Below are 24,726 nucleotides of genomic sequence, written 5' to 3' on the forward strand. Positions count from 1 at the left end.
TTATTCTAACCGGATGGTCCTCCCCGCATGCAACACCACCTCCACCTGGGCCCGCACCACCTGGTCCTCTCCCAGCAAGGGGGCCAGCTCCTCCAGGAGGAGCTCGGCCAGGACCTCGGCCTCGAGGGCCTTCAAGAGGTTCTTGCGCACCAAAAGGGCCTCCACCGGGGCCTTCTGCACCCGCACCAGTTCGAACTGGCCGGGGGCCAGGCTCTCCGCCATGCGCTTGGCGGCCTCGGGGCCGATGGGGGCCTGGTGGCCGATGAGGAGCACGTCCCAAAGGGGTGGGATCTCGAAAGCTTGCCCGCTCAGCCGTAGCTCCAGCTGTTTCCTGGAGGGGGTTTCGCGCCGCTTGGCCATGGTTACATTTTAAGCATCGGTCTTTTCCTCCCCGTTTTCCAAGCTCTGGAAGCGGGCGAGCACCTCCCGCACCTTGTCGTGCACCCAGTAGGCCTTGCGGCCAAAGAGAAGCTCTATGGCTTGGTCCACCTCCTCCACCGCGTAGAGGTGGAAGCGTCCCTTCTCCACCGCTTCCACCACCTCTTGGCGCAGGGTCAGGTGGGGGAGGTTGGACTTGGGAAGCACCACCCCTTGGCTTCCCGTGAGCCCCAGGGTCTGGCAGACCCGGAAGAATCCCTCCACCTTCTCCGCTACCCGGCCCACGGCCAAAACCCTTCCCGTCTGGTCTATAGCCCCGGTGACCGCCAGGTCCTGCCTTAGGGGCAGGCCCGAGAGGGCGGAGAGCACCGCCAAAAGCTCCGCAAGCCCCGCCGAATCCCCCTCTATGCCCCCGTAGCTTTGCTCAAAGACCAGGCTCACCGTGGCGGAAAGGACTCCCAGGCTGGCGTAGGTGCCCCTGAGGTAGCCGGCCAGGGTGAGGACAGCCTTGTGGAAGACCTGGCCTCCCAGGCCCACCTCCCGGTCTATGGAGAGGATGCCCTCCCTACCTGGGCCCGCCTGGGCGGTGATGCGCACCGGCCGTCCCCGGGGCAGGGGGCCTTCCACCACCACCAGGCCGTTGATCTCCCCCACCCGCATACCCTGGACCTCGAGGGCCACCACCCCCTCTTCCAGGTCCTTCAGGTACAGTTCCTCCTCCAGGCCGAACCGCTCCTCCCTTGCCAGGAGGGCTTTTTCCACCGCCTCCCGGTCCAGGGGGTGCTTGAGGGCCAAAGCCTCCCGGGCCAGGTCCAAGAGGCGGTAGAGCCTGGCGTCCAGGCGCTCCTTATGCCCGGCCCAGCGCCGGGCTTCGTCCGCCAGGGCGGAAAGGCCCTCAGGGGTCAGGGCCACCCCCTCGGCTTGCAAAAACCCCCCCAGATAGGCCACGTTTTCCTTGGTGTAGGGGATTTCCGGGCTGAACTCCACCCGGAAGGGGAAAAGCTCCAGGAATTCCTCGTCCTCCTCCAGGAAGGCCATCACCTCCGGGGGGCCCACCAGGAAGACCTGGGCCTTTAGGGGGGCGGGCTTGATCCGGGGGCCCTTGACCTCGGGCCGGGGGGAGAGGGGCTCCACCTCCCCCGTGGCCAGGGCCCGCTTCAGGGGGGCATAGCTCCCCAGCTCCCACACCCGGTGGGCCTCGAGGACCAAGACCCCTCCCGTGGCCCGGTGCAGGGCCCCGGGGCGCAAAAGCCCCAGGTGGGTGGAGAGAAGGCCCTCTTGCATCTCGTACTCCAGGTGGCCAAAAAGCCTTTCCGGGCTGGGGTTGGGCTCATAGACCACCCGGTCCCCTCCCTCCACCAGAAGCCGGGGCAGGAGCTTTTCCAGCTTGAGGGCTTCCTCCAAAGCGGCGGCCCGCAACAGGGTTTCCGTGATCCAGTCCAGGTAGCGGCCCGCCTGGGGGAAGCGCCTTTTGAGCTCCTGGGCCTTGGGCAGGAGGAAGCGTTCGGCAAAGCCCCGCCTCAAGGCGGCCACCTCCGCCTCCGCCCGCTGCCGCACGTCCACGTAGGCCAAGACGGTTTCCTCCAGCTTGGCGGAAAGCTCCGGGGGCATGGGACCCTTCCCCGATAGCCTAAGGCCCTCTTCCCCCTCCAAAAGGGCAAACCCGTAGCCCTCCGCCTCCTGGGCCAGGGCTTTCAGGAGGGCTTCGGCCTCCTTCTCGTGGCGGGATTCCACCAGGCTCTTGGCATAGAGGAAGCCCTTTTCCCGGAAGAGGGCGGGGGTGAACTCGGCGAGGAGGGCCTCCACCCCTTCCACCAGGGCCCGGCCTTGCCCCTCGGGGAGGAGAAGGGGAAAGGCCTCTTCCCCCAGGGGAAGGTAGACCAGCTCCTCCTTGGGGAAGGGGCGGTCCTGCAGGTAGGCGAGGAGGCGTTTTCTTTTGCCAAGGCCGCTTGGCCCCACCAAATAGCCGTGCCCTCCCTGACGGAAGGCGGCCTCGAGGGCCTTTAAAGCCCGCTCCTGGCCGAAGAAGGGAGGGGCGGGTTGGGCTTCCGTGGGTGGGGTGGACCAAGAAAGAGCGCTAACCCGCATCGGGCTCACTATACCCGGACCCACGCCCTGAGGGGCCTGGGGTAAACTAGCGGACAAAGGAGGGATTTCATGGTTAAGGTGGAGGTTCTGGGCATGATCCTGGCAGGGGGGCAGGGAAGCCGCCTCTACCCCCTCACCGCCAAGCGGACCAAGCCCGCGGTCCCCTTTGGGGCCAAGTATCGGATCATCGACTTCGTCCTGAACAACTTCGTGAACTCCGGCATCTACTCCATCTACGTCCTCACCCAGTTCAAGGCCCAGTCCCTCACCGAGCACATCCAGCGCTACTGGCGCTTCGGGGCTTTCCTGGAGGACCATTTCATCCTCCTGGTGCCCGCCCAGATGTACCGCTACGAGGAGCTGGGCCCCGTGTGGTACCGGGGTACCGCCGACGCCATCTACCAGAACCTGCACCTGGTGCACAACCACGCCCCCATGGCCGTGGCCGTCTTCGGGGGCGACCACATTTTCAAAATGAACATCCGCCACATGGTGGAGTACCACTATGAAAAGCGGGCCGACATCACCATCGCCGCCTACCCCGTGCCGGTGGAGGAGGCCCGGCGCTTTGGGGTTTTGCAGGTGGACGAGGAGTGGCGCATCACCGAGTTCCAGGAAAAGCCCCAGAACCCCAAGCCCATTCCCCGCAAGCCCCACCTGGCCCTGGCCTCCATGGGCAACTACATCTTCCGCACCGAGGCCCTCTTTGAGCTCCTGGAGGCCGACGCCAAGGAAAGCACCTCCAGCCACGACTTCGGCAAGGACGTGATCCCAAGGGCCCTCAAGGAGGGCTACCGGGTCTTCGCCTACGACTTTCACCGCAACCCCATTCCCGGCCAGGAAGGTCCCAACCTGTACTGGCGGGACGTGGGCACCCTGGACGCCTACTTTGAGGCCAGCATGGACCTGGTGAAGGTGGTTCCCGAGTTTGACCTCTTCAACCCCGAGTGGCCCCTTAGGACCGCCAACCTTTTCAGCCCCCCCGCCAAGTTCGTCCACGAGACGGGGGAACGGATAGGGCGGGCGCTGAACAGCCTTCTGGCCGGGGGGGTCATTGTGAGCGGGGGAACGGTGCGGGAGTCGGTCCTCTTCCGGCGGGTACGGGTGAACTCCTACAGCCTGGTGGAGCGCTCCGTCCTCTTCGACGACGTGGAGGTGGGCCGCTACTGCAGGATCCGCAACGCCATCATCGATAAGGACGTGAAGATCCCTCCCCATACCGAGATCGGCTACGACCTCGAGGCCGACCGGGCCCGGGGCTTCACCGTGACCCCGGAAGGGGTGGTGGTGGTGCCCAAGGGGTACCGCTTCTAGCCATGGAAAAGCATCCGGGTAAGCTTTTCTATCGCCTTTCCCGCTTGAGCCAGGGGGAGGAGCTTCCCCTTAAGCGGAAGCCCAAGGCCAAGGTCTACGCCAATCCCCTGGAAACCCAGGTCCTGCCCCCCTTCCGGGAGGAGGGAGGGCCACCCTTGTTCCGGGTTCTTTCCCAGCTCAGACCCCTTTTGCCCGAGGTGGGCTCGGCCCTGACCCTGAAGGATCTCTCCCAGGTTCTCTATCCCCTGGCGGAGCGCTCGGGGAAGCGGGGCTTCCCCTCGGCGGGGGAGGCTTATCCCGTGGAGGCCTACCTGGTGGTGCGCCGGGTGGAAGGGGTTTTCCCGGGGGTTTACCACTACTTCCCCAAGGAACACCAGCTCTTCCAGATCGCCGCCAAGGTGGAGGAGGCCTCCTGGTCGGAGGCGCTTTTGGGGCTTGGCCTTGAACAGGTGGCGGCCCTTTTGGTCCTCACCCTGGTTCCGGAAAGGAGCGAGGCCCTTTTCGGCCTCCGGGGATACCGGTATGCCCTCCTCGAGGCGGGCTACGCTGCGGGCTTGGTGTTCCTTTCCGCCATCGGCCAGGGGCTGGCCGTATACCCAGCCGAAACCTTTTATGATGAGATGGTGGCCCACCTCCTGCGGTTGCCCGAGGGGGAATACCCTGGGGTGGTGGTGATTTTGGGACGCTAAAGGTATTTGGGGAAGGATTTATGGCACGGATTCTCTTGGTGGAGGACGATCCCCAGGTGGCGGAGCTGGTCAAGAGGTTTCTGCAAAAAGAGGGGCTTTTGGTGGTGTGGGCCCGCACGGGGAGGGAGGCTTTGCAGCAAGCCTGGGAGGGGGCCAAGCCGGACCTGGTGGTTCTGGACCGGGGACTTCCCGACCTGGAGGGCCTCGAGGTCCTCAAATCCTTGCGGGAGCTGGATCCTTTGCTCCCAGTCTTGCTCCTCACCGGTAGGGCGGATGAGGATAGCCGGGTGGAGGGGCTTTTGGAGGGGGCGGACGACTATCTGGGCAAGCCCTTTTCCCTCAAGGAACTTTTAGCCCGCATCAAGGCCCTCCTGCGGCGAAGCGGAAAGGAAGGGAGGCGGTCGTTCGGTCCCCTGGAGCTGGACCTGGAGGCCAGGAAGGCCTACCTGGACGGTCAGCCCTTGAAGCTTTCCGCCACCGAAGCCAACCTCCTCTTCGTCCTGGCCCAGACCCCGGGAAGGGTGTACACCCGGGAGGAACTTGTGGAAAGGGTTTGGGGGCCCGAGTTCGAGGGTTCGGAGCGGGTGGTGGATGCCTATGTCCGCCTTCTCCGCAAAAAGCTCAAGGACGATCCCCAGGCTCCCCGGTTTATTGAAACCGTGGTGGGGGTGGGGTACCGCTTCGTGAGCGAGTGATGGAGCGGGTGTTCGTCTACGGAACCCTGAAGCCAGGGGAAAGGAATTACCCTTTGGTGGAAAGACGGGTGGTGAGGGTCCTGCCTGGGTACGTGGAGGGGTATCGCCTCTTCCACCTGGCCGAGGGGCCGGGCCGTCCTTACCCTTATCCCGGCATGGTTCCCGGGGAGGGAAGGGTCTACGGGGAGGTCCTTTTTTTGCCGGAGGAGGCCCTCTCCCTATTGGATGAGCTGGAGGAGGAGGGAGTGGAGTACCGGCGGGTTAAGGTCCTGGTGGAAACGGAGGAGGGCCCCCTTTGCGCCTGGACCTACCTCTACCAGGGGGACCTCGAGGGGGCGGTTTGGCTGCGCCAAGGGGTGTGGCCGGCCTAGGCTTCCCCCGGGTCGGGAAGGACGGGAAACCCCTCCCGAAGGGCCGCTCCTGCCAAGCGCGCATCCAGGGTGACAACGGGAAGGTCCTGGGGCCGGCCCCGGCTGGCCACCCAGGCGGCGGCTAGCTGGAGGGCAACCGAGGTTCGCAAGGGGTGAGCGAGGAGGAGGCGGCGTGCGGTTTTCTGCACCTCCTCCCCCGGCAACACCTCGCATCAGGCTCTTTGTACATTTTCCAAGCGGGGCTGGGAAAGGTGGGCTCTGGCCTCGCTCACCGGCGCTTTAAGAATAGAATCGTTATAATTTACTATAATGTGACCATGAAGGTCCTTATGGTGGCCCCCGAGGCCTATCCCCTGGTGAAGGTGGGGGGGCTTGCCGACGTGGTGGGGGCCCTGCCCAAGGCCTTAAGGCCCCTGGGGGTGGAGGCCACGGTGCTTCTTCCCTGGCACCGCTTTGTGAAGGCGCAGAGGGTAGGGGAGGTGGCCTATGCCTTCGCCGGACAGGAGGAAAGGGCTCCCCTGGGGGAACGGTGGGAGGGAGGGGTGCGGTTTCTCCTTCTGGGCGTGCCCGGGTTTGAACGGGACCGGGTCTACGGTTACCCCGACGACGTGGAGCGCTACCTCCGCTTTGCCGTGGCGGCGGGCCGGGTGGCCCTGGGGTTTGACCTGGTCCACGCCCACGACTGGACTGCGGCCCTCTTGGCCCTTACCGCCAGGGTGCCCGCCGTCTACACCATCCACAACCTGGCCCACCAGGGCCTGGTGGACCCTGCCCTCTTCTTCCACTGGACGGGACTTCCCTGGAACCTCTTCCACATGGAGGCCCTGGAGTTCTACGGCCAGGTGAACCTGATGAAGGGGGGTATCGTCTTCGCCCGGGCCGTGACCGCGGTGAGCCCCTCGTATGCGGAGGAGATCCAAACCCCGGAGTTCGGCATGGGACTGGATGGGGTGCTGAGGCGCCACGCGGGCAAGCTCTTCGGCATCCTGAACGGGCTGGACCTCGAGGTCTTTGACCCGGCCAAGGACCCTCACCTTCCCGCCCCCTACTCCCGGGAGGACCTAGAGGGTAAGGCCCTGGCGCAAAAGGCCCTCCGGGAGCGCACGGGGCTTAAGGGGCCCCTCCTCGCCTACGTGGGCCGGCTGGACGGGCAAAAGGGCCTGGACCTTATCCTGAAGGCTATCCCCCGTTTGAGGGAGCTGGGCTTTTACCTCCTGGTCCAGGGGGTGGGGGACGAGGGCATGGCGCAGGCCCTGAGGCAGGCGGATAGGGAAAACCCCGGCTTCGTGCGCTTTGTGGAGGCCTACGACGAGGCCTTGGCTCGTCTGGCCTATGCAGGGGCGGACGCCCTTTTGGTGCCGAGCCGCTTTGAACCCTGCGGCCTGGTGCAGATGATTGCCCAGCGCTACGGCACCCCGCCCGTGGCCCGGGCGGTGGGGGGGCTGAAGGACACGGTGGAGGATGGCAGAACGGGGGTGCTTTTCCAGAGCTACCATCCGGAAGGGCTTCTCTATGGGGTGTTGCGCCTCTTCCGCCTGGGTCCGGAGCGGCTGGGGCTTGCGGGCATGGGGAAGGACTTTTCCTGGAACCGGAGCGCCCCCTTGTACCTGGAGGTCTACCGCCGGGCTCTGGGCTAGGATGGGGGGGATGGTGCCGGACCTGAAGGCCAAGGCCCTGGCCGGGGACGGGGAGGCCCAGGCCCTCCTCCACTTCCTCCGCCTCCTGCGGGCCAAGGACTACCGGGCAGCCGGGGAGTACGCGGAGGGCTTTCCCGAGGCGCTGAAGGGGAGGCTTCTGGCGGGGCTGAACCTGCTGGTGGAAGCCCCTGAGCGCCTGGAGGACCCCTTGTTCGCCGCGGAGCGGGAGGTGCTTTTGGGGGTGAGGGCGGTGAGCGAGGGGAGGCGAGAGGAGGCCGAGGCCCACTTTCAAAGGGCGCTGTCCCTGGATCCCGAGCACCACCGGGCCCTCACCAACCTGGGCAACCTGCGCTTGGAGAGGGGGGAGGTGGAGGCAGCCCTGGAGCTCTATCAGCAAGCTCTAAGGCTGGCTCCTGACGACCCTTTGCTCCACGAGAACCTGGCGGCCCTCTACAAGAAGAGGGGGGACCTGGACCGGATGGTGGCCCACATGAAGCGGGCCACCCGGCTCAAGATGCGCCCTTCTGCCCCCCTAGACCCCCTCACGGGCAAGGCCCAGCGCCGCCTGCGGGTGCCCCTTTGGGCCTGGGTCTTCCTTCTCACCCTCCTCGCCTACCTTCTCCTGAAGAAGCCCTAGGGCCTCGTCCAAGGCCGGGAGGGAGCGCCCTTCCGTGAGGAGCCGCCGCCAAAGCCGCCCTCCCGGCTGCCCGCGGAAAAGGTTCAGCATGTGGCGGAGAACGGCCCAGGGGGGCGTGCCCTTCCCCACCTCCTCCTCCAGGTAGCTCCGCATGCGCCGGGCCACCTCCAGGCGGCTGGGTTTCCGGTCCAGGCCAAAGACCTTGCGGTCGGCTTCCCCCAGGACGAAAGGGTCCTCGTACACCGCCCGGCCCATCATCACCCCGTCCACCCCCCCAGGTGGGGCAGGGCTTCCTCCAGGGTGCGTATCCCTCCGTTCAAGACGAAGGTCAGCTGGGGGAAGGCTTCCTTGAGCCGGTGGACCCATTCGTGCCGCAGGGGGGGCACCTCCAGGTTTTTCCGGGTGGAGAGGTGGAGGAGGGCCGTCCGGGCGTGGACGATAAAGACCCGCACCCCGGTTTCGGCGAAGCGCTCCACCATATGGGCCAGGTGGGGGTAGGTTTCCTGGCCCTCGAGGCCCAGGCGCAGCTTCACGGAAACCGGCACCCGCACCGCCGCCACCATGGCCTTCAGGATTTCCGCCACCCGTTTGGGGTCTTGGAGGAGGCAGGCCCCGAAGCCCCCTTCCTGGGCCTTTTCCGAGGGGCAGCCCAGGTTGAGGTTCACCTCGTCGTACCCCCAGGCTTCCCCAATGCGGGCCGCCTCGGCCAGGCTCCCGGGATCCGAGCCCGCAAGCTGCAGGGCGATGGGGTGTTCCTCGGGGTGGAAGGCGAGAAGCCGTTCCCGCTTCCCCCGCAGCACCGCCTGGTCCACGGTCATCTCCGTGTAAAGCCGCACCCCCCGGCTCACCTGGCGGACCAGGAAACGGAAGTGCCGGTCCGTGCGGTCCACCATGGGGGCCACGGACAGCCGGAAGTCAGACACCGCCCAAGACCTCCGCTGGGGAAAGGGGCCTAGGCTCCCGGAAGGCGATCTCCTCCCATTCCCCTTCCTCCACCACCTCCAGCCCTGGGTTCTTGGCCTTCAGGAGGGCCACCAGCTCCTGCACCAGGTCCTCGGGGGTGCTGGCGGCGGAGGTGATGCCCACGCTTTTGGCCCCCCAAAGCCACTCCTCCTCGAGGTCTTGGGCGGTTTCCAAGCGGTAAGCCCTGCCGGTGAGGCTTTGCGCCAGCTCCAAGAGGCGCATCCCGTTGGAGGAGTGGGGACTGGTAAGGACCAGGAAGACGTCCACATGGGGGGCGATGCGCTTCACCGCCTCCTGACGGTTTTGGGTGGCGTAGCAAAGGTCCTTCCTTTTGGGCACCACCAGCTTGGGGAAGCGCCTTTTCAGGATCTCAATGGTGGCCAAGGTGTCGTCCACGCTGAGGGTGGTCTGGGTGAGGACCACCACCCTCTCGGGGTCCGGCACCTCCACGCTCTGGGGATCGGCCAGGCGGGGGTCTTTGCCCACGTGGGTGTGCACCGCCACCAGGATGGTCCTCTCCGGGGCCTCCCCAAAGGTTCCCTTTACCTCCTGATGGTCGGCGGAGTCCCCGATGAGGAGGATCCAGTACCCCTCCTGGGCGTAGCGCCGGGCCTCGGTGTGCACCTTGGTCACCAGGGGGCAGGTGGCGTCTAGAACGTTTAGTCCCATGGCCGCGGCCTGGCGCCGTACCTGGGGCGGATGGCCGTGGGCGGAGAAGACCAAGGTACCCGCGAGCTTCCTTTCTTGGCGCAACCTCTCCACCTCGGCCAGATCTTCCACGAAGTGCACCCCCTTGGCCTGGAGGCGCTCCACCACGGAGCGGTTGTGGACGATTTCGTGGTAGACCACAAGCTCCCCCTGCTCCTTCAGGGCCTCCGCCCAGCGTTCCACCGCCTCAATGGCCATCACCACCCCGGCGCAAAAGCCCCTGGGCCGGGCCAGGTAGAGGCGCTTTAGCCCCTGCTCCATGCCCTCCATTCTAGGCGTCCGCCTCCTGTTCCTTTGTGTCCTGGGGGAGGAGCCTTTCCGCTATCTCCCGGGCGAAGGGGGTCTTGGCCCTTTCCAGGGCCTTTCGGGCGGTTTCCCCGCCCTTGCCCCCGGGGCGGAATCCCTCCTGGGCTAAAGCCAAAAGGGCGAGGGCCGTGGCGGGAAAGGCAAGCCCTTCCTTTTCCAAAAGCCCAAGGCCCTCCCCATAGCGGTGGAGGGCTTCCCGGTACGCACCCCTTAGGAGGGCTTGGCTTCCCTCCTGGAAGAGGCGGGCCACCTGCAGGAGGCCGTCCCCGGCCACCAAGGCTTCCCCCGCTTCGGCGGAGCGGTGGGCGGCCTCGAGGAGCTTCTCCAAGGCCAGGGTTCGCTCCTCCTCGGGCAGAAGGGGGGAGTATGCCCGCTGGAAAAGGGGGGCGAACCAGGAGAGGCGGAGGGGTTTCCGCAGACCAAAGGTTTCTCCCTGGGCTTCCACCTCCTGGTCCAAGGCCTTGAGCAAGGGAACCAGCTTGGGGAAGCGGGCCCGCACCTCCTCCCGCTTGGCTTCTCCCCTTAGGGCCAGGAAGAAGAGAAAGGCCTCTACTCCTTCCACGCCTCCACTTCCTTGTAGTGCACCAAGGCGGCGAAGAGGGGAGAGGACCCCTCGGCCACGGAGAACTTCACCTCCACCAGGACCACGTCCTCGGGAAGCTCCTCCACGAAGCGGTTGAGCCTTTCCTGAAAGATATCGGGATCGTTGGCGGTGATGACCTTAAAGCGCACCCCCTGCATGGCCCCATTATGCCCTGCGTTCCACCAAGGCGATGAGGAGGTTTCGCAAATGGGAGGCGGCCTCCCGTCCGGGGAGGGTGTCCAGGTAGGGGATAAGGGCGCCCAGGCCCTCTTGGGCAAGTTTCTTGGCCTCCTCCTTGGCCCAGGCCACGGCTCCGGAGGCCAGAAGCCTCTCCCAAAGCCAGCGCACCTCGGCCTCGGGCTTGGCCTCGCGGGGAAGGCTTAAGAGGGCCTCGGCCCGGCTGTGCTCCTCCTTGGGGGCTTCCTGGAGGTAGCGGATCAGGATCAGGGTGCGCTTGCCCTCATAGAGGTCCCCGGCGAGCTCCTTGCCGTAAGCCTCGTCCCCCTCGAGGTTGAGGACGTCGTCCATGATCTGGAAGGCTATCCCCAGCTTTAGCCCCGCTTCCTCGTAGAGAGCGGGGGGCGTTTTCCCGGAAAGCAGAGCTCCAAGCCTCAAAGGAGCCACGGCGGTGTAGTAGGCGGCCTTATGGGCCACCATGCGGAGGTAATCCTCCGGGGTCAGGTCCAGGCGGCCGGAAAGGGTCCAGAGGAGGTCCAGGTGTTGCCCGTAAGCGGTGCGGCGCACCCCCTGATGGAACTCGGCCAGCACCTCCGGTCCAAAGAGGCTTTCGTTCAAACCCCGGGTCAAAAGCCCCCACATCTCCCCGTGCAGGGCATCCCCGGCGTTCAAGGCCAGGGGCATGGGGTAAAGGTGGTGCAGGGCGGGCTTTCCCCGGCGTTCCTCGGAGCCATCTTCAATGTCGTCGTGGATGAGCACCCAGTTTTGGAAAAGCTCCAGGGCAGTCCCTGCCCAAAGGCTGGCCTCGAGGGTCGCCCCATGGGCCAGCCCCGCATAGACCACCAAAAGTCCCCGGAGCATCTTTCCGCCTCGGGATGGATACTCCTGAAGGAGCGCCTGGTAAACGGGATCGGGATGGACCAGGTGGCCCAGGAGCCTTTCGTGGAGAGCATCCTTCACTTCCTGTGGGGAGGGCACCATGCTATACACTTTAGGCCATGCGCGGCTACACCTTAGGCCTCCTGGCCCTCAACCTCCTCACCCTTCTTTGGGGCACCACCTTTGTGGTGGTCAAGGGGGCGGTGGGGGAGATGGCCCCAAGCCTCCTGGTTTTCCTGCGCTTCCTTCTGGCCAGCCTCTTCTTTTTGCCTTGGGCCTGGCGCCTCCCCAAAGGGGTGTGGGGGCCAGGGATGGAGCTGGCCTTTTGGTTGCTTCTGGGCTACGCCTCCCAGGCTGTCGGCCTCATGTACACCTCGGCGAGCCGCAGCGCTTTTATCACGGCCCTGAACGTGGTCTTGGTGCCCTTGATCCTGGGCTTGGTGGGCCGGAGGCTTGGGGGTGTGTGGCTGGCGGCCCTTTTGGCCTTTTTGGGCGTGGGGCTTCTTTCCTACGATCCCCAGCAGCCTCCCTTGAACGTGGGGGATCTCTGGACCCTCCTCACTGCGTTTACCTACGCTCTGTACATCGTGCGCCTCGAGGTGCACGCCAAGGCCTTCCCCTCCTTGCCCCTCACGGCGGTTCAGATCTTCGGCACGGCACTTCTTGCCCTGCCCTGGGCCCTTTGGGAGGGGGTGAGGTGGGAAGGGATACCCTGGGGTGCGGTTTTCTACCTAGGGGTGGTGGCCACGGCCCTCACCACCTGGCTCCAGACCTGGGGGCAGCGGTACGTGCCCGCACCCCAGGCAGCCATCCTTTACACCATGGAACCCGTCTGGGCTACTCTTTTTGCCTTTGCCGTCTTGGGAGAGCGGCTGGGCTTTCTGGGGGGTCTTGGGGCCTTTCTGGTGGTCCTGGCCACCTTCCAGGCTATCCGCCGATCCCCAGCATGACCCGCTTTCTAAGGGTGGGTAGGGTGTTGCCGAAAGCAGGCTTGCGGTTGGTGGCGATGAGGATGGCGTCCACCAGGGCTTCCACCGGTTCCTCCGCAGCAAAGGCCCAGGAAATATCCATCTCCAAGTCAGTGAGAAGGCAGGGCCTTAGCTTTTTGTCGGAGGTGAGGCGAAGCCGGGAACAGTTGGAGCAAAAGGGCTCGGTGACGGGATTGATGAATCCCAAAGTGCCCTGGGCCCCAGGGATCCGAAAAACCCGGGCCGGGGAGGTGGGGTCATGGGGGACGGGTTCCAAGGGGCCAAAGACCGCCTCGATCCGCGCCCGGATCTCTTTCCCGGGTACAAAGCGGCGTCGGTACTCCTCGGGGTCGGAGTTGTCCAGGTGCATGTACTCGATGTAGCGCATGTGCAAGGGGCGGTCCAGGGAAAGCCGGGCTAGGGGCACCACCTCTTCCTCGTTCATCCCCCGGATGACCACGGCGTTGAGCTTTACCGGGTGGAGGCCCAGTTCCAGGGCGGTTTCTATGGCCTCCAAAACCCGCTCCACCTTCCCGCCCCGGGTGATGCGGGTGAAGACCTCGGGGGTGATGGCGTCCAAGGAGATGTTCACCCGATTCAGGCCTGCTTGCACCAGCTCCTTGGCCCTTTTGGCGAAGAGGAGGCCGTTGGTGGTGATGGCCACGTCCTCGAGGCCCTCCTTGCTCCGGGCCCGCTCGATCATCTGGGGAAGCTCCTTGCGCACCAAGGGTTCCCCACCCGTGAAGCGCACGGCGGAAAGACCAAGAAGGGAGGCGGCCTCGAGGAAGTGGTCCACCTCCTGCACCGTGAGGGTGCCTGGGGGTTCGGCCATCTCCAGCCCCAGGGGATGGCAGTAAAGGCAGTGCAGGTTGCATCGGGGGGTGACGGAGATGCGAAGGTCTTTGATAACACGCCCGTAGTTGTCCAGTAGCTTCATGCCTTTCCCCCTTTGGGCCACCATACTACGCCCTAGGCCGGAGGGCAAGGGATAAAAAAACAAACCCCCAGGCCTATGCCTGGGGGTAATATGTGGAGCGGGAGACGGGACTTGAACCCGCGACCCCGACCTTGGCAAGGTCGTGCTCTACCAACTGAGCTACTCCCGCGCGCGCCACACGGGGCGCGTAGAAAAAATCCCCCGCACCGACCTACTCTCCCAGGACCCTGCGGTCCCAGTACCATCGGCGCTGGCGCGTTTCACTTCCGTGTTCGGAATGGGAACGGGTGGTTCCACGCCGCTAGGGGCACGGGGGATTCTCGTGTTTTGCCTTTCAAAATCCCACGCCGCCCACGAGCGGCAGGGGATCCAAGCTGGGGTGGTCATCAGGGCAAAAAGGGTCAAGACCTCGGACGATTGGGACCGGTCAGCTCAACGCCTCGCGGCGCTTACACCCCCGGCCCATCCACCGGGTCGTCTTCCCGGGTCCTTACCGGCTCAAGCCGTGGGAGGCCTCATCTTGGGGCGGGTTTCCCGCTTAGATGCTTTCAGCGGTTATCCCTCCCGCACATGGCTACCCAGCCTATGCCCCTGGAGGGACAGCTGGGAAACCAGAGGTGCGTCCCTTCCGGTCCTCTCGTACTAGGAAGAGCCCCCCTCAAGCCTCCTGCGCCCGTGGCGGATAGAGACCGAACTGTCTCACGACGTTCTGAACCCAGCTCGCGTGCCGCTTTAATGGGCGAACAGCCCAACCCTTGGGACCTTCTTCAGCCCCAGGATGCGACGAGCCGACATCGAGGTGCCAAACCTCCCCGCCGCTGTGGACGCTCGGGGGAGATCAGCCTGTTATCCCCGGGGTAACTTTTATCCGTTGATCGATGGCCCTTCCACACGGGACCACCGGTTCACTAGGCCCGGCTTTCGCCCCTGCTCGGCTTGCAGGCCTCACAGTCAGGCTCCCTTCTACCCTTGCGCTCTCCGGCGGATTTCCGTCCCGCCTGAGGGAACCTTTGGGCGCCTCCGTTACCCTTTAGGAGGCGACCACCCCAGTCAAACTGCCCGCCAAGCGCTGTCCCCAATCCCTTGGGTTAGGCCCCCAGCCGCATCAGGGTGGTATTTCACCGGCGCCTCCACCGCCCCCGAAAGGGCGGCTTCCCAGGCTCCCACCTATCCTACGCAGACGCGACCAAGAGCCAACACCAGGCTGCAGTAAAGCTCCACGGGGTCTTTTCGTCCTGCCACGGGTAGGCCGCATCTTCACGGCCAGTTCAATTTCACCGGGTCCCTCGCCGAGACAGCGCTCCGGTCGTTACGCTTTTCGTGCAGGTCGGAACTTACCCGACAAGGAATTTCGCTACCTTAGGACCGTTATAGTTACGGCCGCCGTTCACCGGGGCTTCGGTTCAGGGCTTGCACCCCTCCCCTTGACCTTCCGGCACCGGGCAAGCGTCGCTCCCTATACCTCCTCTTACGAGTTCGCAGAGAGCTGGGTTTTTGGTAAACAGTCGCCAGAGCCTGTTCACTGCGGCTCCCCTCGCGGGGAGCACCCCTTCTCCCGAAGTTACGGGGCTAACTTGCAAAGTTCCTTGGCGAGGGTTATCCCGCGCGCCTGAGTGCTCTCGCACCCGCCCACCTGTGTCGGTTTCCGGTACGGGTTCCCATGGGTTGTGCTTAGAGGCTTTTCTCGGCTCCCTGGCTTCGGGGGGTTGTCACCCTCACGGGCTTCCCCACCACGCAGAGCTCACGGGAGGCGGATTTGCCTACCTCCCACCCTGCGCTTCTGGCCGGGCTCGTCCATGGCTCCGGTCCCCCTAGCCTAGAGCGTCCCCCCATCGCACCCATGGGAAGGGCCGGAATATTAACCGGCTGCCCTTCGGCTACGCCCCTCGGCCTCACCTTAGGCCCCGCCTAACCCTACGCTGACGACCATTGCGTAGGAACCCTTGGGCTTACGGCGACAGGGATTCTCACCCTGTTTATCGTTACTCATGCCGGCATTCGCACTTCCCTTACCTCCAGCCGCCCTCGCGGACGACCTTCCTCGGCATCGGGAACGCTCCCCTACCGCCCGGGGGATTAACCCCCAGACCCGCAGCTTCGGCGCTGGGCTTAAGCCCCGATCATTTTCGGCGCAGCGTCACTCGACCAGTGAGCTATTACGCACTCTTTAAAGGATGGCTGCTTCTAAGCCAACCTCCTGGCTGTCTCAGCAACGCCACATCCTTTCCCACTTAGCCCAGACTTCGGGACCTTAGCTGGCGGTCTCGGTTGTTCCCGCGCTTGGACACGGACGTTATCGCTCGCGCCCTCACTCCCAGGCTCCACCTGGGACCCTTCGGAGTTTGACAGGGTTTGGTAGGCTGGTGGGCCCCCTAGCCCTATCAGGGCTCTACAGGCCCCAGTCAGCACCTGAGGCTGACCCTAAAGTCATTTCGGGGAGAACCAGCTATCTCCGGGTTCGGTTAGCTTTTCACTCCTAACCCCAGCTCATCCGAGGGGTTTGCATCCCCCACCGGTTCGGGCCTCCACTGGGCTTCACCCCAGCTTCACCCTGGCCAGGGCTAGCTCACCCGGTTTCGGGTCCACGGCCGCGGACTAACGCCCTCTTCGGACTCGGTTTCCCTACGCCTCCGCCTCCACGGCTTAAGCTCGCCCACGACCGTGAGTCGCCGGCTCATGCTTCAATAGGCACGCCGCAACCCCTTTAGGGGCCGCGACTGCTTGTAAGCCCACGGTTTCAGGCTCTATTTCACTCCCCTCCCGGGGTTCTTTTCACCTTTCCCTCACGGTACTGGTCCACTATCGGTCACCCGGAGTACTTAGCCTTAGGCGGTGGTCCGCCCAGATTCCCCCATGGCTCCACGAACCACAGGGTACTCGGGTACCCTCACCTATCCCCTCCCCTTTCGCCTACAGGGCTTTCACCTTCTCCGGCGCTGCTTCCCAACAGCTTCGGCTAGAGTCGGGGATTCGGTATCCGAGGGCCCCACGACCCCGCCCGGACAAGCCGGACGGTTTAGGCTCTTCCCCTTTCGCTCGCCGCTACTCAGGGAGTCGCTTTCGCTTTCCTCTCCTCTGGGTACTGAGATGTTTCAGTTCCCCAGGTTCCCCCCGCCAACAGGCGGTGACCCGTGTTCCCACAGGTCGGGTTCCCCCATTCGGACATCCAGGGATCCACGCCCGCTACCGGCTCCCCCTGGCTTATCGCAGGTAGCCACGTCCTTCATCGGCTCGGGTGCCAAGGCATCCACCGTGGGCCCTTAGCATCTTGACCCTGCAAGACCGCTCATCACGGCCTCTAACTACCTATCCTCCACCCCAGCTTTCAAGATCCCCCGCCGCCCCTTCAGGCAGCGCAAAGAAAAAACTACCAGACCCGAGAAGCTATGTCAAGGGGGTGGAGGCTGAGCTCCCCCTTTGAGTTCAGACAAAATGGGGCTGTATGAGGAGCTTGCCGTTTGGACCGGAGGCTTTACGCCCCTTCGTGAGCCCTCTGCTGGATGCCTGGCTGGAGCGCCACGAGGAGAAGGTAGCCCGGTTGCTCTGGGCCATCCTGGCCTCAGGTTCTGCCCGCAAGAGCGATTGGGCCAGGGCCTACCGCCAAGAGGCCACGGAGGAAGCCAACTACAAGGCCATTGACCGACTCCTTCCCCTCCTGGAACCCCAGCGCTACCTCCTGCGCCTCCTGGACCCCAAGACCCCCTTCCTCCTGGTGGACCCCACGGAGGTACCCCGTCCCCAGGCGAAACGGACCCCCTACGTGGGCCGGCTTTCCGACGGCAAGACCCTGGGCTTTTGGGCGGTGGTGTTGGCCCAACCCTACGAGGGCCGGGCGGTGCCGGTGTACGTGGGGAGCTACTGGGAGGGGAAGCCGGAGGGGAGGAACCGGACGTGGGAGGATTGGGTGGAGGCGGTGCGGGAATACGTGGAGGAGGAGACGGTGTGGGTATTTGACCGGGAGTTCTCCTTTGCGGGGTGGCTGGAGGTGCTGGAGCGGGCGGGGGTGAGGTATGCGGTGCGGTTGAACCTGGGGACGAGGCCGCGGTTGGAATGGAGAGGGGAGCGGTTGGTGCCCTGGGTGGATCGGGGGCGGGAGGTGAGGTACGAGGGGGTGAGGTACCGGGGGGAGGTGGAGGTGAACCTGGTGGGGGTGTGGCGGGAGGGGATGCGGGAGGCGCTTTGGGTGATGGGGAACCTGCCTCCGGAGGAGCTTCTTGGGGTGTACGAGGAAAGGATGAAGATTGAGGAGGGGTTCAGGGACCTGAAGGGGCACATGGGGTTTGCTGGGGTGATGAGCAAGGGGTGGGAAGCGATGGAGAAGACGCTGGCCCTGGTGGCGTTGGCCTACGGGGTGGGGCTTTTGGTGGGGGAGGAGGCGCGGAGGCGCCTGAAAGGGGGGGCGCGAAGGGAAGGCGGAAGTGGGGGGTATACTCGGGGCTCTTTGTCCTCTTGAGAGGGCCTGTGCGCTTTTCCCGGGAAGAATGGGAAGGGATCCTGCGCCAAGCCTTGGAGGTCTGGTGGCACAGGCTATTTCCTGTTCCCCCTCATCCCCAGGAGGTAAAGGATGTCCGAACTTAGAGGGGGAGCTCAGGGTGGAGGAGGTCTCGGGGCGGTCATCTGAACCTGGACAGACACATGTGAGACGCTGAATGGGATAAAAAGATGGGGAACCGACCCTGTAGCGGAGGTTCCCCATATGCAGCTTACCTCGTTTGGCCGAGCGATAGGGCAAGGGGCTAGCCAAGGGACAAGACTGGCCGAAGCGGGGGCAGGCGACCCGGATGTCCAGGAACGCCTTCGCAAGGTGAAGTTGGTGAAAGCCCTGCGGGAGAGCAAGCGGAGCTGGGAAGAGATTCGGGAGTTTTTAGGCATCAGCCGGGCCACCTACTACCGTTGGGAAAGGGCTTTGAGGGAGAAGGGGCTAGCCGGACTCAAGCCCAAGTCCCGCCGCCCCCGGCGCCTGCGGGGAAAGGTGCACTGGAGGCCCGAGCTTCTTTCGCGGGTGGAGGAGCTGAGGAGGGAGAACCCCACCTGGGGGCGGTGGCCCATCTGGCTCACCTTGCGCCAGGAGGGCTTCCGGCTAGGGGAACGGACGGTGGGCCGGATTCTGGCCTATTTGGAGGGGAGGGGACGGGTGGAGAGGGTGGCCTGCTTTCTGGCCCGGAGGGGGAGAGGGAAGGCCAGGGGAAGACCTAGGAGACCCTACGCCCGGGGTAAGCCCCGGGGATACGAAGCTCAAGCCCCTGGGGACCTGGTACAGGTGGACACCTTGATAGTGAGCCTGGGACCGGGGGAGGTGGTGCGGCACTTTTCGGCGGTGGACCTCTTTACCCGCTATGCCCTGGGGGAGGTGCACAGCCGGGCCACGGCGAGGCTAGCGGGGGAGTTTCTGTCCCGACTGGTGGCCCAGGCGCCTTTCCCCATCCGGGCGGTACAGGTGGATGGGGGTAGCGAGTTCATGGCGGAGTTTGAGGAGACATGCCGACGTTTGGGGGTTGCTCTTTTCGTGCTGCCTCCCCGGAGCCCCAAGCTCAACGGGCACGTGGAGCGGTTGCAACGGACTTTTAGGGAGGAGTTTTATACCCGAGCTTTGCCCACGAGGGTGAGCGAACTACAGGCGGAGCTCAATGCCTACCTTGACCACTACAACCGCAGAAGGCCCCACAGGGCCTTGGGTGGCCTTGCTCCCTTGGAGTTCCTGGCTAAGATATGGGGGGAGTCGGTTCCCCAAGGTGTCTCAAATGTGGTGGCCAATTACATCATCTTGACGGGAGGCGGACTCCTAGCTAAGCTATCTTTTGCGTGCGGGGGCGATTAGCTCAGCTGGTCAGAGCGCACGCCTGATAAGCGTGAGGTCGGTGGTTCAAGTCCACCATCGCCCACCACGATGAGAAAGGCAAATCCCCGGGGTTGCGAACGCCCCGGGGAATGCCTTTTGACACCTACACGACACCTAATAGCCCGTTGTTAGGTGGTACACCAAATAACCCACCGCCCCGCCTAGGAGGGCGGCCATGACCCCCGCCCACCAGGGATGCTTCCGCGCCCAAGCCAAAAACTGCCCCGAGATGGTGAGCCCCGTGCGGCGAACGGCCCACAGCTCCACCACTCCAAGCCAGAGGACCAGCCCGCCCCAAAAGAGCAGCCACCACCAAAGGCCCGCGAGCGCAAAGGCGACAGCTAGTGTCGCAAACATGAGCAGGATGCCCCAAGGAAGGTCCCTCATACCTTCAGCTCCGTGTAGAGGTTGGCCCGGTTAATGACGGCGCACGCGTACTTCGGGTTCCGCTTGCCCTGGCGGAAAGCGGTGGGGCCCACGTTGTAGGCCTGGAGGAGCTCGTACCACGATGCTCCAGGGAACTGCCCCCTAAGCCACTCCAGATACGCCAAGCCCGCCCCTACCGCGTACCAGATGCGCCCAGTCATGTCCATACCGAGGAGCTTCTGCGGGTCCTGTTTCACCTGGCAGAACGCTGCGGGCTTCACCTGCAGGGGGCCGATCTCGGTTCCCGCCGCGGCGGTGCACCGCCCCTTGGCCAAGGCCGCACGGATGCGGTCGGTTTCCAGGTACAGGCCGAAGCCGCTTTCCTGCCAGGCGAGCGCGGTGGCGATGTCTGGCGGTATGCCGTAGTTGGTGGAAGTGGCCAGGACCGAGGCCAGCACCATGGTGCAGGGGGTTCCCGCGGAGGGGATGCATGTCCCCAGGTTGGGCCGCACCTCACGAATGCGCTCGTGGATGCGGTAGATGAGCTCCTGGTAGCTCTTGGACAGGCCGCTTCCGGGCTGGTACTGGCACGTGGTCGGGGTGGGTGAGGGGTTGGGCGCAGGCTGGGAAGCGGGGCGGGGCCGAACGAGAAGCCAGGCGGCCACCGCCCCCAACGCCAGCACGCCCCAGTTAGCCCCTCCGGTGCGCAACGTCTTCCACCCCCCTGGCCGTGCGCCGAATCCGCTTCATGCCGCGGTTCAGGGTCAACATGCCTCCCGCGTGGTACCAGACGAAGGCTTGCAGGTCCCAGTAACGTGCAATCCCACCCTTAGCCTCCGCACCCGGCACATGCCGCCCGTCCCGGCGGGCTAGAGGGAAAATCCCCACGCCCAGAAGAGGCACCTCTACGATATAGGGCATCACCACAGGTCTGTTGGCCCAACCATTAGGAATCATCACGGCCCCCAGGTGAGTGTCCATTCGCCGATGGTGAGCTTGTAGAGGTTGGTCTTGGTGAACTCCTGCCCATCAGAAAAAACTACATAGAATGACGGTATTATGTAAGGGTCGCATGGTACCCCTAAGACGGCCCCGCGAATGGTAAAGTTAGCCTCGTTGCTACCCCAGGTCATCGCCGGAATAAGGCGGGTTCTGCTCCCTGGCGTATATGGCACGAATGCACTTACGTTTTTTGCAGCAACACTACTGCTCCCTGTGTGCAGCGACATGTATGTTGTATACTCAGGCACAAAGCTCGCTCCGCTAAACAGGGCCATCCTTACTGGGTACGGCCAGGCTCCGTTGCCCCTAGCGAAGTTGTCAACGGTTGTCAAATCCGCCGTCCCGTCGCACAGCCCCCCTCTACTAACGCACACAAACCCAGTCCTAGTCCCTATACCGTCAATGGTTATAGAGTGTGCCGTCGCCGTAACTGGCGTTATGGACACCAAGATTTTGTAAATCAAACGCAGCCTTTGGTCAGAAGCCGGTGTGATAACAACCGGATTGCCGTTGCCATCACGGAAAAGTTCACGGCTCATCAGGTTGTTGCCGCTCGTACTTACTGGGGAAAACCCCCATTCAGTAAGGTTAGTGTTGCCTACTTCGGCCTCCGTAAACTCGCGTACCACCCGAATCTCGTACGCGCCATCAGACACCCGAGTAATGGTCCTGGTGCCGCTGGTATTGCCGGTTTCGTCGCGTATTGTGCGCCTAACCTCGTTGGCAAGGCCGGTTTGCGTAGCGGCCGGTGGCGTGGAACCGGTACCAACAACAGCGTAGTTATTGAGGGCTACAAAGCCATGCTGGGCAATCAAGGTATCATAAGCTTGGTCCAGGACCAAGTTGTGTTGCTCAGCTTCTTGGTCAACCACCCACCGCCTGCGCCGCCCACGCCCTCCAGGGCCGAAGCTCAAATCCTCCACATAGCGCCCCAGTTGCCAATGCATGTGCTGGGGTTGGAGCCTGGCTCCTATCTGTGGAGGCGGCGGCAACAGGGGGCGCACCCTGATAATGCGCCCGGCATTGTCTGGTGTCCAAATCTTGCTCATCTTCCATCCCCCTCATGCAAGTTCGTAGGCCCCTGTAGTGGGGGCAGACAAGGTTGCAGTACCTAGGACATCCGGGCTGGTGTAGCCCGGTTGCGTTGTGGTGTCTACAACGACGACCACAAGAGCGTAAGCGCCGGTAGTTGGGGCGGAAAGTTGCGCTTGCCCGAGGACATCCATACCAAGGTCGGAAACAAGAACCACAGGCACATAGGCCCCAGTAGTGGGTGCGGCAAGTTGGGCCTGGCCCACGGCCTCCGTACCGAGGTCAAGGACGATGACGACGGGAATATAGGCTCCGGAGGAAGGGGCGCTTAGGGTAGCTTGGCCCAAAACGTCTATGCCCAGGTCAAGGACGATGACGATGGGAATATAGGCCCCGGAGGAAGGAGCGCTTAGGGTAGCTTGGCCCAAGGCGTCCGAAAGGTAAACGGGGTAAAGTTGCGAACGCAGAACGTAGCCCGTGGCATCGATGGTGCTCAGCAGGCTTCCAAGAAGTTCTATCTGGTAAGGCAGGGCCACCGCCTGGTCCAGGACCACAGGCTCCGCGAAGGTCTGCACCACGTGGGCGGTAGCGTAAAGGTGCCTTTGCGCCCGCTGGAGCAGGGTGGTGCGGTCAGGGCTGAGGTGCCAGACCAGAACGTCCGAATCGGGAGGGAAGTAGCCCACCACAGCATCGTTTAGGACCACGGGGTCTACCCCTGGGAAGGGGCCCCGCATCACGTAGACCTGGCTAACGGGGTCCCATTGGCGGATCCAGACTTGCCCTTGGTATTCATAGACCACCACATGGCGCGCGGCCTGGTCAAAGGCCAGGCCCATGTGGGCGATTTCCTGCACGGGGTGGGGGAGGGCGGGCACCTCCACTTCTACCCACACGGCCACCTCGGGCCCACGGGGATCGTTGAGGGCCCACGGACCTTCCCCAGGTACCTGGGCCTGGAAGAGGCGGAAGCGGCGCTCCACCCGGTCCAGCACCGCCGCCCATGCGTAGCCAAAAAGGGTGGTGTAGCTGCCATCCCCCGTATCCCCCATGGCCCGAGGTCCCGGGGCAAGGCGAACCTCGGGAGCATAGGTCCTGCCACGCTTGTAGCTTTTGGCCTTGGCCGTCATTGGAAGAGGAACTGCACGGAAGCGGGCCCCTCTCCCGCGTCCGAAACTTCCAGCACCTCCAGCGCAAAGCTCAACTCCACCGCGGCCGCGGGCAGGAGGATATAGGGGCCCACCCGCTGGGGGCCAAAGGTAAACCAGAGCCGAGCTTTGGCATCCCCAATGTTCACAATGTGCCCCCGGGTAGCGGGCTTGCCGAGAAGGCCCGTCACATCGATGCGGCGGGCTTCCCCTTCCACCTGCACCTGGGCGATGAGGGGCATGCGGGCCGGATCGTGGCCCTGCAGGTCCCGCCGGGGCCGGCCAAACTCGTACTCTAGGGTGCGCTGCACCGCGCCTAGCTGGTCCTTCAGGCAGGCCATATCCTCCCGAAGCGCGGCCAAGGCCTCTTGCAGGCGTCCGGGAAGGTTGGCCAAATCCTCCTGCTTCAAACCCAAGAGGTTGAGCATGCACCACCTCCTTTAGGTGGACTCTGGCTGGGCGCGCCCAGATTTTCAAGCGCGGGGCGCACCACAAAGGCCCCAATCAGGATGAGGGCTACCAGGTAGATGGTGAGAAGCCCGAGGCCCACCCCCAACCCCTGCTTGTAGGACTGCCAGAAGGTTCTTTCCTCCACAGCTACTCCTTCTTGACGCCCAAAAGGGCCCCGATGATGGCCAGGATGAGGGCCAGGCCGATCCACACCAAGAGGGCTCCCACCACAAAGCCAGCACCTAGCTCTACGCCATCCTGGAAGCTCATCTCCCACCTCCTGTTTTCTGCTCCATGCCCATGGCCCGGATACGGGCCAGGGCGGCTTCAATCTGCTTTTCTGCGATGGTCCGGCTAAGCCCGGGAGCCAGCTCCTGAAGGGTGCTAATGGCCTCCTCCAGCTTGCGGGCGGCCCGCTCCTGGGGCGGGAGGTCGCTTTTGCGGTAGCTCAAAACTTGCACCTCCCGAATACCCTGCATGAACACCCCCTTCCCCCCGCAGGCGGAGGCCAAAGACCCAAAGCTCCCAGCTCGGCCATGAGGACCCGCAAGACCACCTCCGGCAGCAGCAGGCGCGCCGCTGCCCACCCAGCCTCCCGCCAAGAAAGACCTCTCCCGTCTGGAGCTAGCCTCACCCAGTGGGCCAGCAGGTAAGCCAGGAAGGACAGCACCAGAAACCGATGCACCCCCAAGGCCGTCCGCTGCCCAAAACGCCCCAGGGAAAACTCGCTCTTTACCGTGCGGAAGAAGTGCTCAATGGTAAACCGCCGCCGCCCCCACACCAGCACAGTCCGTGGCCCCGCAGGAAAGGTGGCCACCACGTACCGCCACTCCCACCCTCCCCCGGGTAAGGGATAGCGGTACCAGCTCACCCACACGGGAAAGGGAAGTCCCCGCAGATGCACCCGACTCCCCTGCCGTCTGAGCCCAAAGAGGGGAAGCCCCTCCCGCGTCTTTCGGTCCCGCCGCATCCCCACCACCGCTTCCAGACCCAACCCCCGCACCCCCACAAGAAACCGGGCGGTGCCGAAGGCAGCATCGGCCACCACCCGAAGGTGGAAGGACTTGCGCATCCAGGGGGGCAGGGAGGCCAGAAGACGCAGGGCAAGGAGGGAAAGGGCCTTCTCCCCCTTCCCCCGCCACACCCGGTAGGCCCAGGGGATGCGCAGCTCTCCCAGCACCAGATAGAGCACCACCAGGTGGAGCCCCCACTTGCCGTGGAAAAAGGAGAGGGGCAAGGCGGGGAAGAGGCCCCGCTTCTCCAGGGTGACCAGGTCCAGGACCACCAGGAGCCTGGGCTTGGGCCCCCGCCTGGGCCTGGCCCGGTGGAGGGTTTCCTGGGCCTTCTTGCGAGCCAGGCGGATGAGGGCGCGGGTGGGCCAGGGATAGCGGTTGAGGAAGCGGGAGAGGGCGGAAGGGGACTTGGTCTTGCTGTGCTGGGGCCTGGCCTTGCCGTGGCCGGTGAGAAGGAGGAGAAGAAGCGCTTTGAGGGATTCGCGGAGGTGGGGGTTGGCAGGAGGGCCAGGAGGGTCCAGAGTAGAGCTTGGGCCGTCTGGTGCATGG

At 64.3% G+C, this 24,726-nt stretch carries 25 protein-coding genes, 2 tRNA genes, 2 rRNA genes and 2 pseudogenes; 10 read left to right on the top strand and 21 right to left on the bottom strand.

Annotation, left to right across the window (positions count from 1 at the left end):
- Together EBI04_RS11810 and EBI04_RS11815 are read right to left on the bottom strand one after the other, a co-directional pair.
- Nucleotides 1-360, bottom strand: coding sequence for a hypothetical protein (locus EBI04_RS11810; protein WP_135257613.1), 360 nt, complete (start codon nucleotides 358-360; stop codon nucleotides 1-3).
- A 9-nt stretch (nucleotides 361-369) separates the two neighbouring features.
- Nucleotides 370-2,466 carry an AAA family ATPase gene (locus EBI04_RS11815; protein ID WP_135257614.1) on the bottom strand — a complete coding sequence of 699 codons (2,097 nt, stop codon included), beginning with the start codon at nucleotides 2,464-2,466 and terminating at the stop codon, nucleotides 370-372.
- Nucleotides 2,467-2,535: 69 nt separating this feature from the next.
- Between EBI04_RS11815 and glgC the strand changes: the two genes are divergently transcribed.
- From glgC to EBI04_RS11835, 4 genes are read left to right on the top strand one after another with little or no spacing between them, the layout of a single operon-like run.
- Complete coding sequence (gene glgC, locus EBI04_RS11820; RefSeq protein WP_135257615.1) at nucleotides 2,536-3,780, top strand: glucose-1-phosphate adenylyltransferase; 1,245 nt, start codon at nucleotides 2,536-2,538, stop codon at nucleotides 3,778-3,780.
- Nucleotides 3,781-3,782: 2 nt separating this feature from the next.
- Entirely contained in the window at nucleotides 3,783-4,469 is a 687-nt protein-coding gene (locus EBI04_RS11825; protein ID WP_135257616.1) for a SagB/ThcOx family dehydrogenase, read from the top strand.
- A 20-nt stretch (nucleotides 4,470-4,489) separates the two neighbouring features.
- Complete coding sequence (locus tag EBI04_RS11830; RefSeq protein ID WP_135257617.1) at nucleotides 4,490-5,164, top strand: response regulator transcription factor; 675 nt, start codon at nucleotides 4,490-4,492, stop codon at nucleotides 5,162-5,164.
- Nucleotides 5,164-5,535: a gamma-glutamylcyclotransferase family protein gene (locus EBI04_RS11835; protein WP_135257618.1), complete on the top strand. Its 372-nt coding sequence runs from the start codon at nucleotides 5,164-5,166 to the stop codon at nucleotides 5,533-5,535. The genes EBI04_RS11830 and EBI04_RS11835 overlap by 1 nt, the downstream gene beginning before the upstream one ends.
- On the opposite strand, the gene EBI04_RS11840 is transcribed toward EBI04_RS11835, so the two are convergent.
- Entirely contained in the window at nucleotides 5,532-5,723 is a 192-nt protein-coding gene (locus EBI04_RS11840) for a PIN domain-containing protein (protein ID WP_135257619.1), read from the bottom strand. The genes EBI04_RS11835 and EBI04_RS11840 overlap by 4 nt on opposite strands.
- Nucleotides 5,724-5,852: 129 nt before the next feature.
- Between EBI04_RS11840 and EBI04_RS11845 the strand changes: the two genes are divergently transcribed.
- A complete protein-coding gene (locus EBI04_RS11845; RefSeq protein ID WP_135257620.1) occupies nucleotides 5,853-7,172 on the top strand; it encodes a glycogen synthase in 1,320 nt (439 codons plus the stop codon).
- 10 nt (nucleotides 7,173-7,182) lie between these two features.
- Nucleotides 7,183-7,809 (top strand): tetratricopeptide repeat protein, encoded by a 627-nt coding sequence (locus tag EBI04_RS11850; protein ID WP_240695311.1) that lies wholly within the window; start codon nucleotides 7,183-7,185, stop codon nucleotides 7,807-7,809.
- Here EBI04_RS11850 and dusA read toward each other — a convergent pair.
- The 5 genes and pseudogenes from dusA to EBI04_RS11875 all read right to left on the bottom strand — a co-directional run bounded on the left by dusA (nucleotide 7,705) and on the right by EBI04_RS11875 (nucleotide 11,527).
- Nucleotides 7,705-8,732: pseudogene (gene dusA / locus EBI04_RS11855) on the bottom strand (tRNA dihydrouridine(20/20a) synthase DusA). The gene EBI04_RS11850 and the pseudogene dusA overlap by 105 nt on opposite strands.
- Entirely contained in the window at nucleotides 8,725-9,750 is a 1,026-nt protein-coding gene (gene ispH / locus EBI04_RS11860) for a 4-hydroxy-3-methylbut-2-enyl diphosphate reductase (protein WP_135257622.1), read from the bottom strand. Before ispH ends, dusA begins: the two are co-directional and overlap by 8 nt.
- 1 nt (nucleotide 9,751) lies before the next feature.
- Entirely contained in the window at nucleotides 9,752-10,348 is a 597-nt protein-coding gene (locus tag EBI04_RS11865) for a hypothetical protein (protein WP_135257623.1), read from the bottom strand.
- Entirely contained in the window at nucleotides 10,336-10,527 is a 192-nt protein-coding gene (locus EBI04_RS11870; protein ID WP_015716379.1) for a hypothetical protein, read from the bottom strand. Before EBI04_RS11870 ends, EBI04_RS11865 begins: the two co-directional genes overlap by 13 nt.
- A 7-nt stretch (nucleotides 10,528-10,534) precedes the next feature.
- Nucleotides 10,535-11,527 (bottom strand): polyprenyl synthetase family protein, encoded by a 993-nt coding sequence (locus EBI04_RS11875; RefSeq protein ID WP_135257624.1) that lies wholly within the window; start codon nucleotides 11,525-11,527, stop codon nucleotides 10,535-10,537.
- A gap of 17 nt (nucleotides 11,528-11,544) precedes the next feature.
- Here EBI04_RS11875 and EBI04_RS11880 point away from each other — a divergent pair, with 17 nt between their 5' ends.
- The gene (locus EBI04_RS11880) at nucleotides 11,545-12,375 is read left to right on the top strand and encodes a DMT family transporter (RefSeq protein WP_135257625.1); all 831 of its coding nucleotides are present in this window, start codon (nucleotides 11,545-11,547) and stop codon (nucleotides 12,373-12,375) included.
- Here the strand turns inward: EBI04_RS11880 and moaA are convergent.
- The 4 genes from moaA to EBI04_RS11900 all read right to left on the bottom strand — a co-directional run bounded on the left by moaA (nucleotide 12,353) and on the right by EBI04_RS11900 (nucleotide 16,604).
- Nucleotides 12,353-13,330, bottom strand: coding sequence for a GTP 3',8-cyclase MoaA (moaA, locus tag EBI04_RS11885; protein ID WP_135257626.1), 978 nt, complete (start codon nucleotides 13,328-13,330; stop codon nucleotides 12,353-12,355). The genes EBI04_RS11880 and moaA overlap by 23 nt on opposite strands.
- A gap of 93 nt (nucleotides 13,331-13,423) precedes the next feature.
- A tRNA-Gly gene (locus tag EBI04_RS11890) sits at nucleotides 13,424-13,499 on the bottom strand.
- 29 nt (nucleotides 13,500-13,528) lie between these two features.
- Nucleotides 13,529-13,645 (bottom strand): 5S ribosomal RNA (rrf, locus tag EBI04_RS11895).
- An 82-nt stretch (nucleotides 13,646-13,727) separates the two neighbouring features.
- Nucleotides 13,728-16,604: ribosomal RNA gene (locus EBI04_RS11900) — 23S ribosomal RNA — on the bottom strand.
- 168 nt (nucleotides 16,605-16,772) lie between these two features.
- On the opposite strand from EBI04_RS11900, the gene EBI04_RS11905 reads away from it, so the two are divergent.
- The 3 genes from EBI04_RS11905 (at nucleotide 16,773) to EBI04_RS11915 (ending at nucleotide 19,215) form a co-directional block, all read left to right on the top strand.
- Nucleotides 16,773-17,783: a transposase gene (locus tag EBI04_RS11905; RefSeq protein WP_135257627.1), complete on the top strand. Its 1,011-nt coding sequence runs from the start codon at nucleotides 16,773-16,775 to the stop codon at nucleotides 17,781-17,783.
- A gap of 243 nt (nucleotides 17,784-18,026) precedes the next feature.
- Nucleotides 18,027-19,148, top strand: a complete 1,122-nt coding sequence (locus tag EBI04_RS11910; protein ID WP_135257628.1) for an integrase core domain-containing protein — start codon at nucleotides 18,027-18,029, stop codon at nucleotides 19,146-19,148.
- Nucleotides 19,139-19,215, top strand: a tRNA-Ile gene (locus tag EBI04_RS11915). Before EBI04_RS11910 ends, EBI04_RS11915 begins: the two co-directional genes overlap by 10 nt.
- Before the next feature lie 68 nt (nucleotides 19,216-19,283).
- Here EBI04_RS11915 and EBI04_RS11920 read toward each other — a convergent pair.
- The 9 genes and pseudogenes from EBI04_RS11920 to EBI04_RS11960 all read right to left on the bottom strand — a co-directional run bounded on the left by EBI04_RS11920 (nucleotide 19,284) and on the right by EBI04_RS11960 (nucleotide 24,724).
- Nucleotides 19,284-19,556 carry a hypothetical protein gene (locus EBI04_RS11920; RefSeq protein ID WP_135257629.1) on the bottom strand — a complete coding sequence of 91 codons (273 nt, stop codon included), beginning with the start codon at nucleotides 19,554-19,556 and terminating at the stop codon, nucleotides 19,284-19,286.
- Nucleotides 19,553-20,218, bottom strand: coding sequence for a transglycosylase SLT domain-containing protein (locus EBI04_RS11925; RefSeq protein ID WP_206202035.1), 666 nt, complete (start codon nucleotides 20,216-20,218; stop codon nucleotides 19,553-19,555). The genes EBI04_RS11920 and EBI04_RS11925 overlap by 4 nt, the downstream gene beginning before the upstream one ends.
- Nucleotides 20,219-20,225: 7 nt before the next feature.
- Nucleotides 20,226-20,456 (bottom strand): hypothetical protein, encoded by a 231-nt coding sequence (locus EBI04_RS11930; RefSeq protein ID WP_240695312.1) that lies wholly within the window; start codon nucleotides 20,454-20,456, stop codon nucleotides 20,226-20,228.
- A 35-nt stretch (nucleotides 20,457-20,491) separates the two neighbouring features.
- Entirely contained in the window at nucleotides 20,492-21,352 is an 861-nt protein-coding gene (locus EBI04_RS11935; protein WP_206202037.1) for a hypothetical protein, read from the bottom strand.
- A 246-nt stretch (nucleotides 21,353-21,598) separates the two neighbouring features.
- Nucleotides 21,599-22,696, bottom strand: a complete 1,098-nt coding sequence (locus EBI04_RS11940) for a hypothetical protein (protein ID WP_206202038.1) — start codon at nucleotides 22,694-22,696, stop codon at nucleotides 21,599-21,601.
- Nucleotides 22,693-23,142, bottom strand: coding sequence for a hypothetical protein (locus tag EBI04_RS11945; protein WP_135257633.1), 450 nt, complete (start codon nucleotides 23,140-23,142; stop codon nucleotides 22,693-22,695). Before EBI04_RS11945 ends, EBI04_RS11940 begins: the two co-directional genes overlap by 4 nt.
- Before the next feature lie 169 nt (nucleotides 23,143-23,311).
- Nucleotides 23,312-23,434: a hypothetical protein gene (locus EBI04_RS13870; protein ID WP_276605485.1), complete on the bottom strand. Its 123-nt coding sequence runs from the start codon at nucleotides 23,432-23,434 to the stop codon at nucleotides 23,312-23,314.
- On the bottom strand, nucleotides 23,431-23,616 hold the full coding sequence (locus EBI04_RS11955; RefSeq protein ID WP_206202039.1) for a hypothetical protein: 186 nt from the start codon (nucleotides 23,614-23,616) through the stop codon (nucleotides 23,431-23,433). Before EBI04_RS11955 ends, EBI04_RS13870 begins: the two co-directional genes overlap by 4 nt.
- A pseudogene (locus EBI04_RS11960) lies at nucleotides 23,613-24,724 on the bottom strand (transposase). Before EBI04_RS11960 ends, EBI04_RS11955 begins: the two are co-directional and overlap by 4 nt.
- Between the last annotated feature and the right edge of the window lie 2 nt (nucleotides 24,725-24,726).

The sequence above is a fragment of the Thermus caldilimi genome (assembly GCF_004684245.1).
In the GTDB taxonomy this organism is placed as follows: domain Bacteria; phylum Deinococcota; class Deinococci; order Deinococcales; family Thermaceae; genus Thermus; species Thermus caldilimi.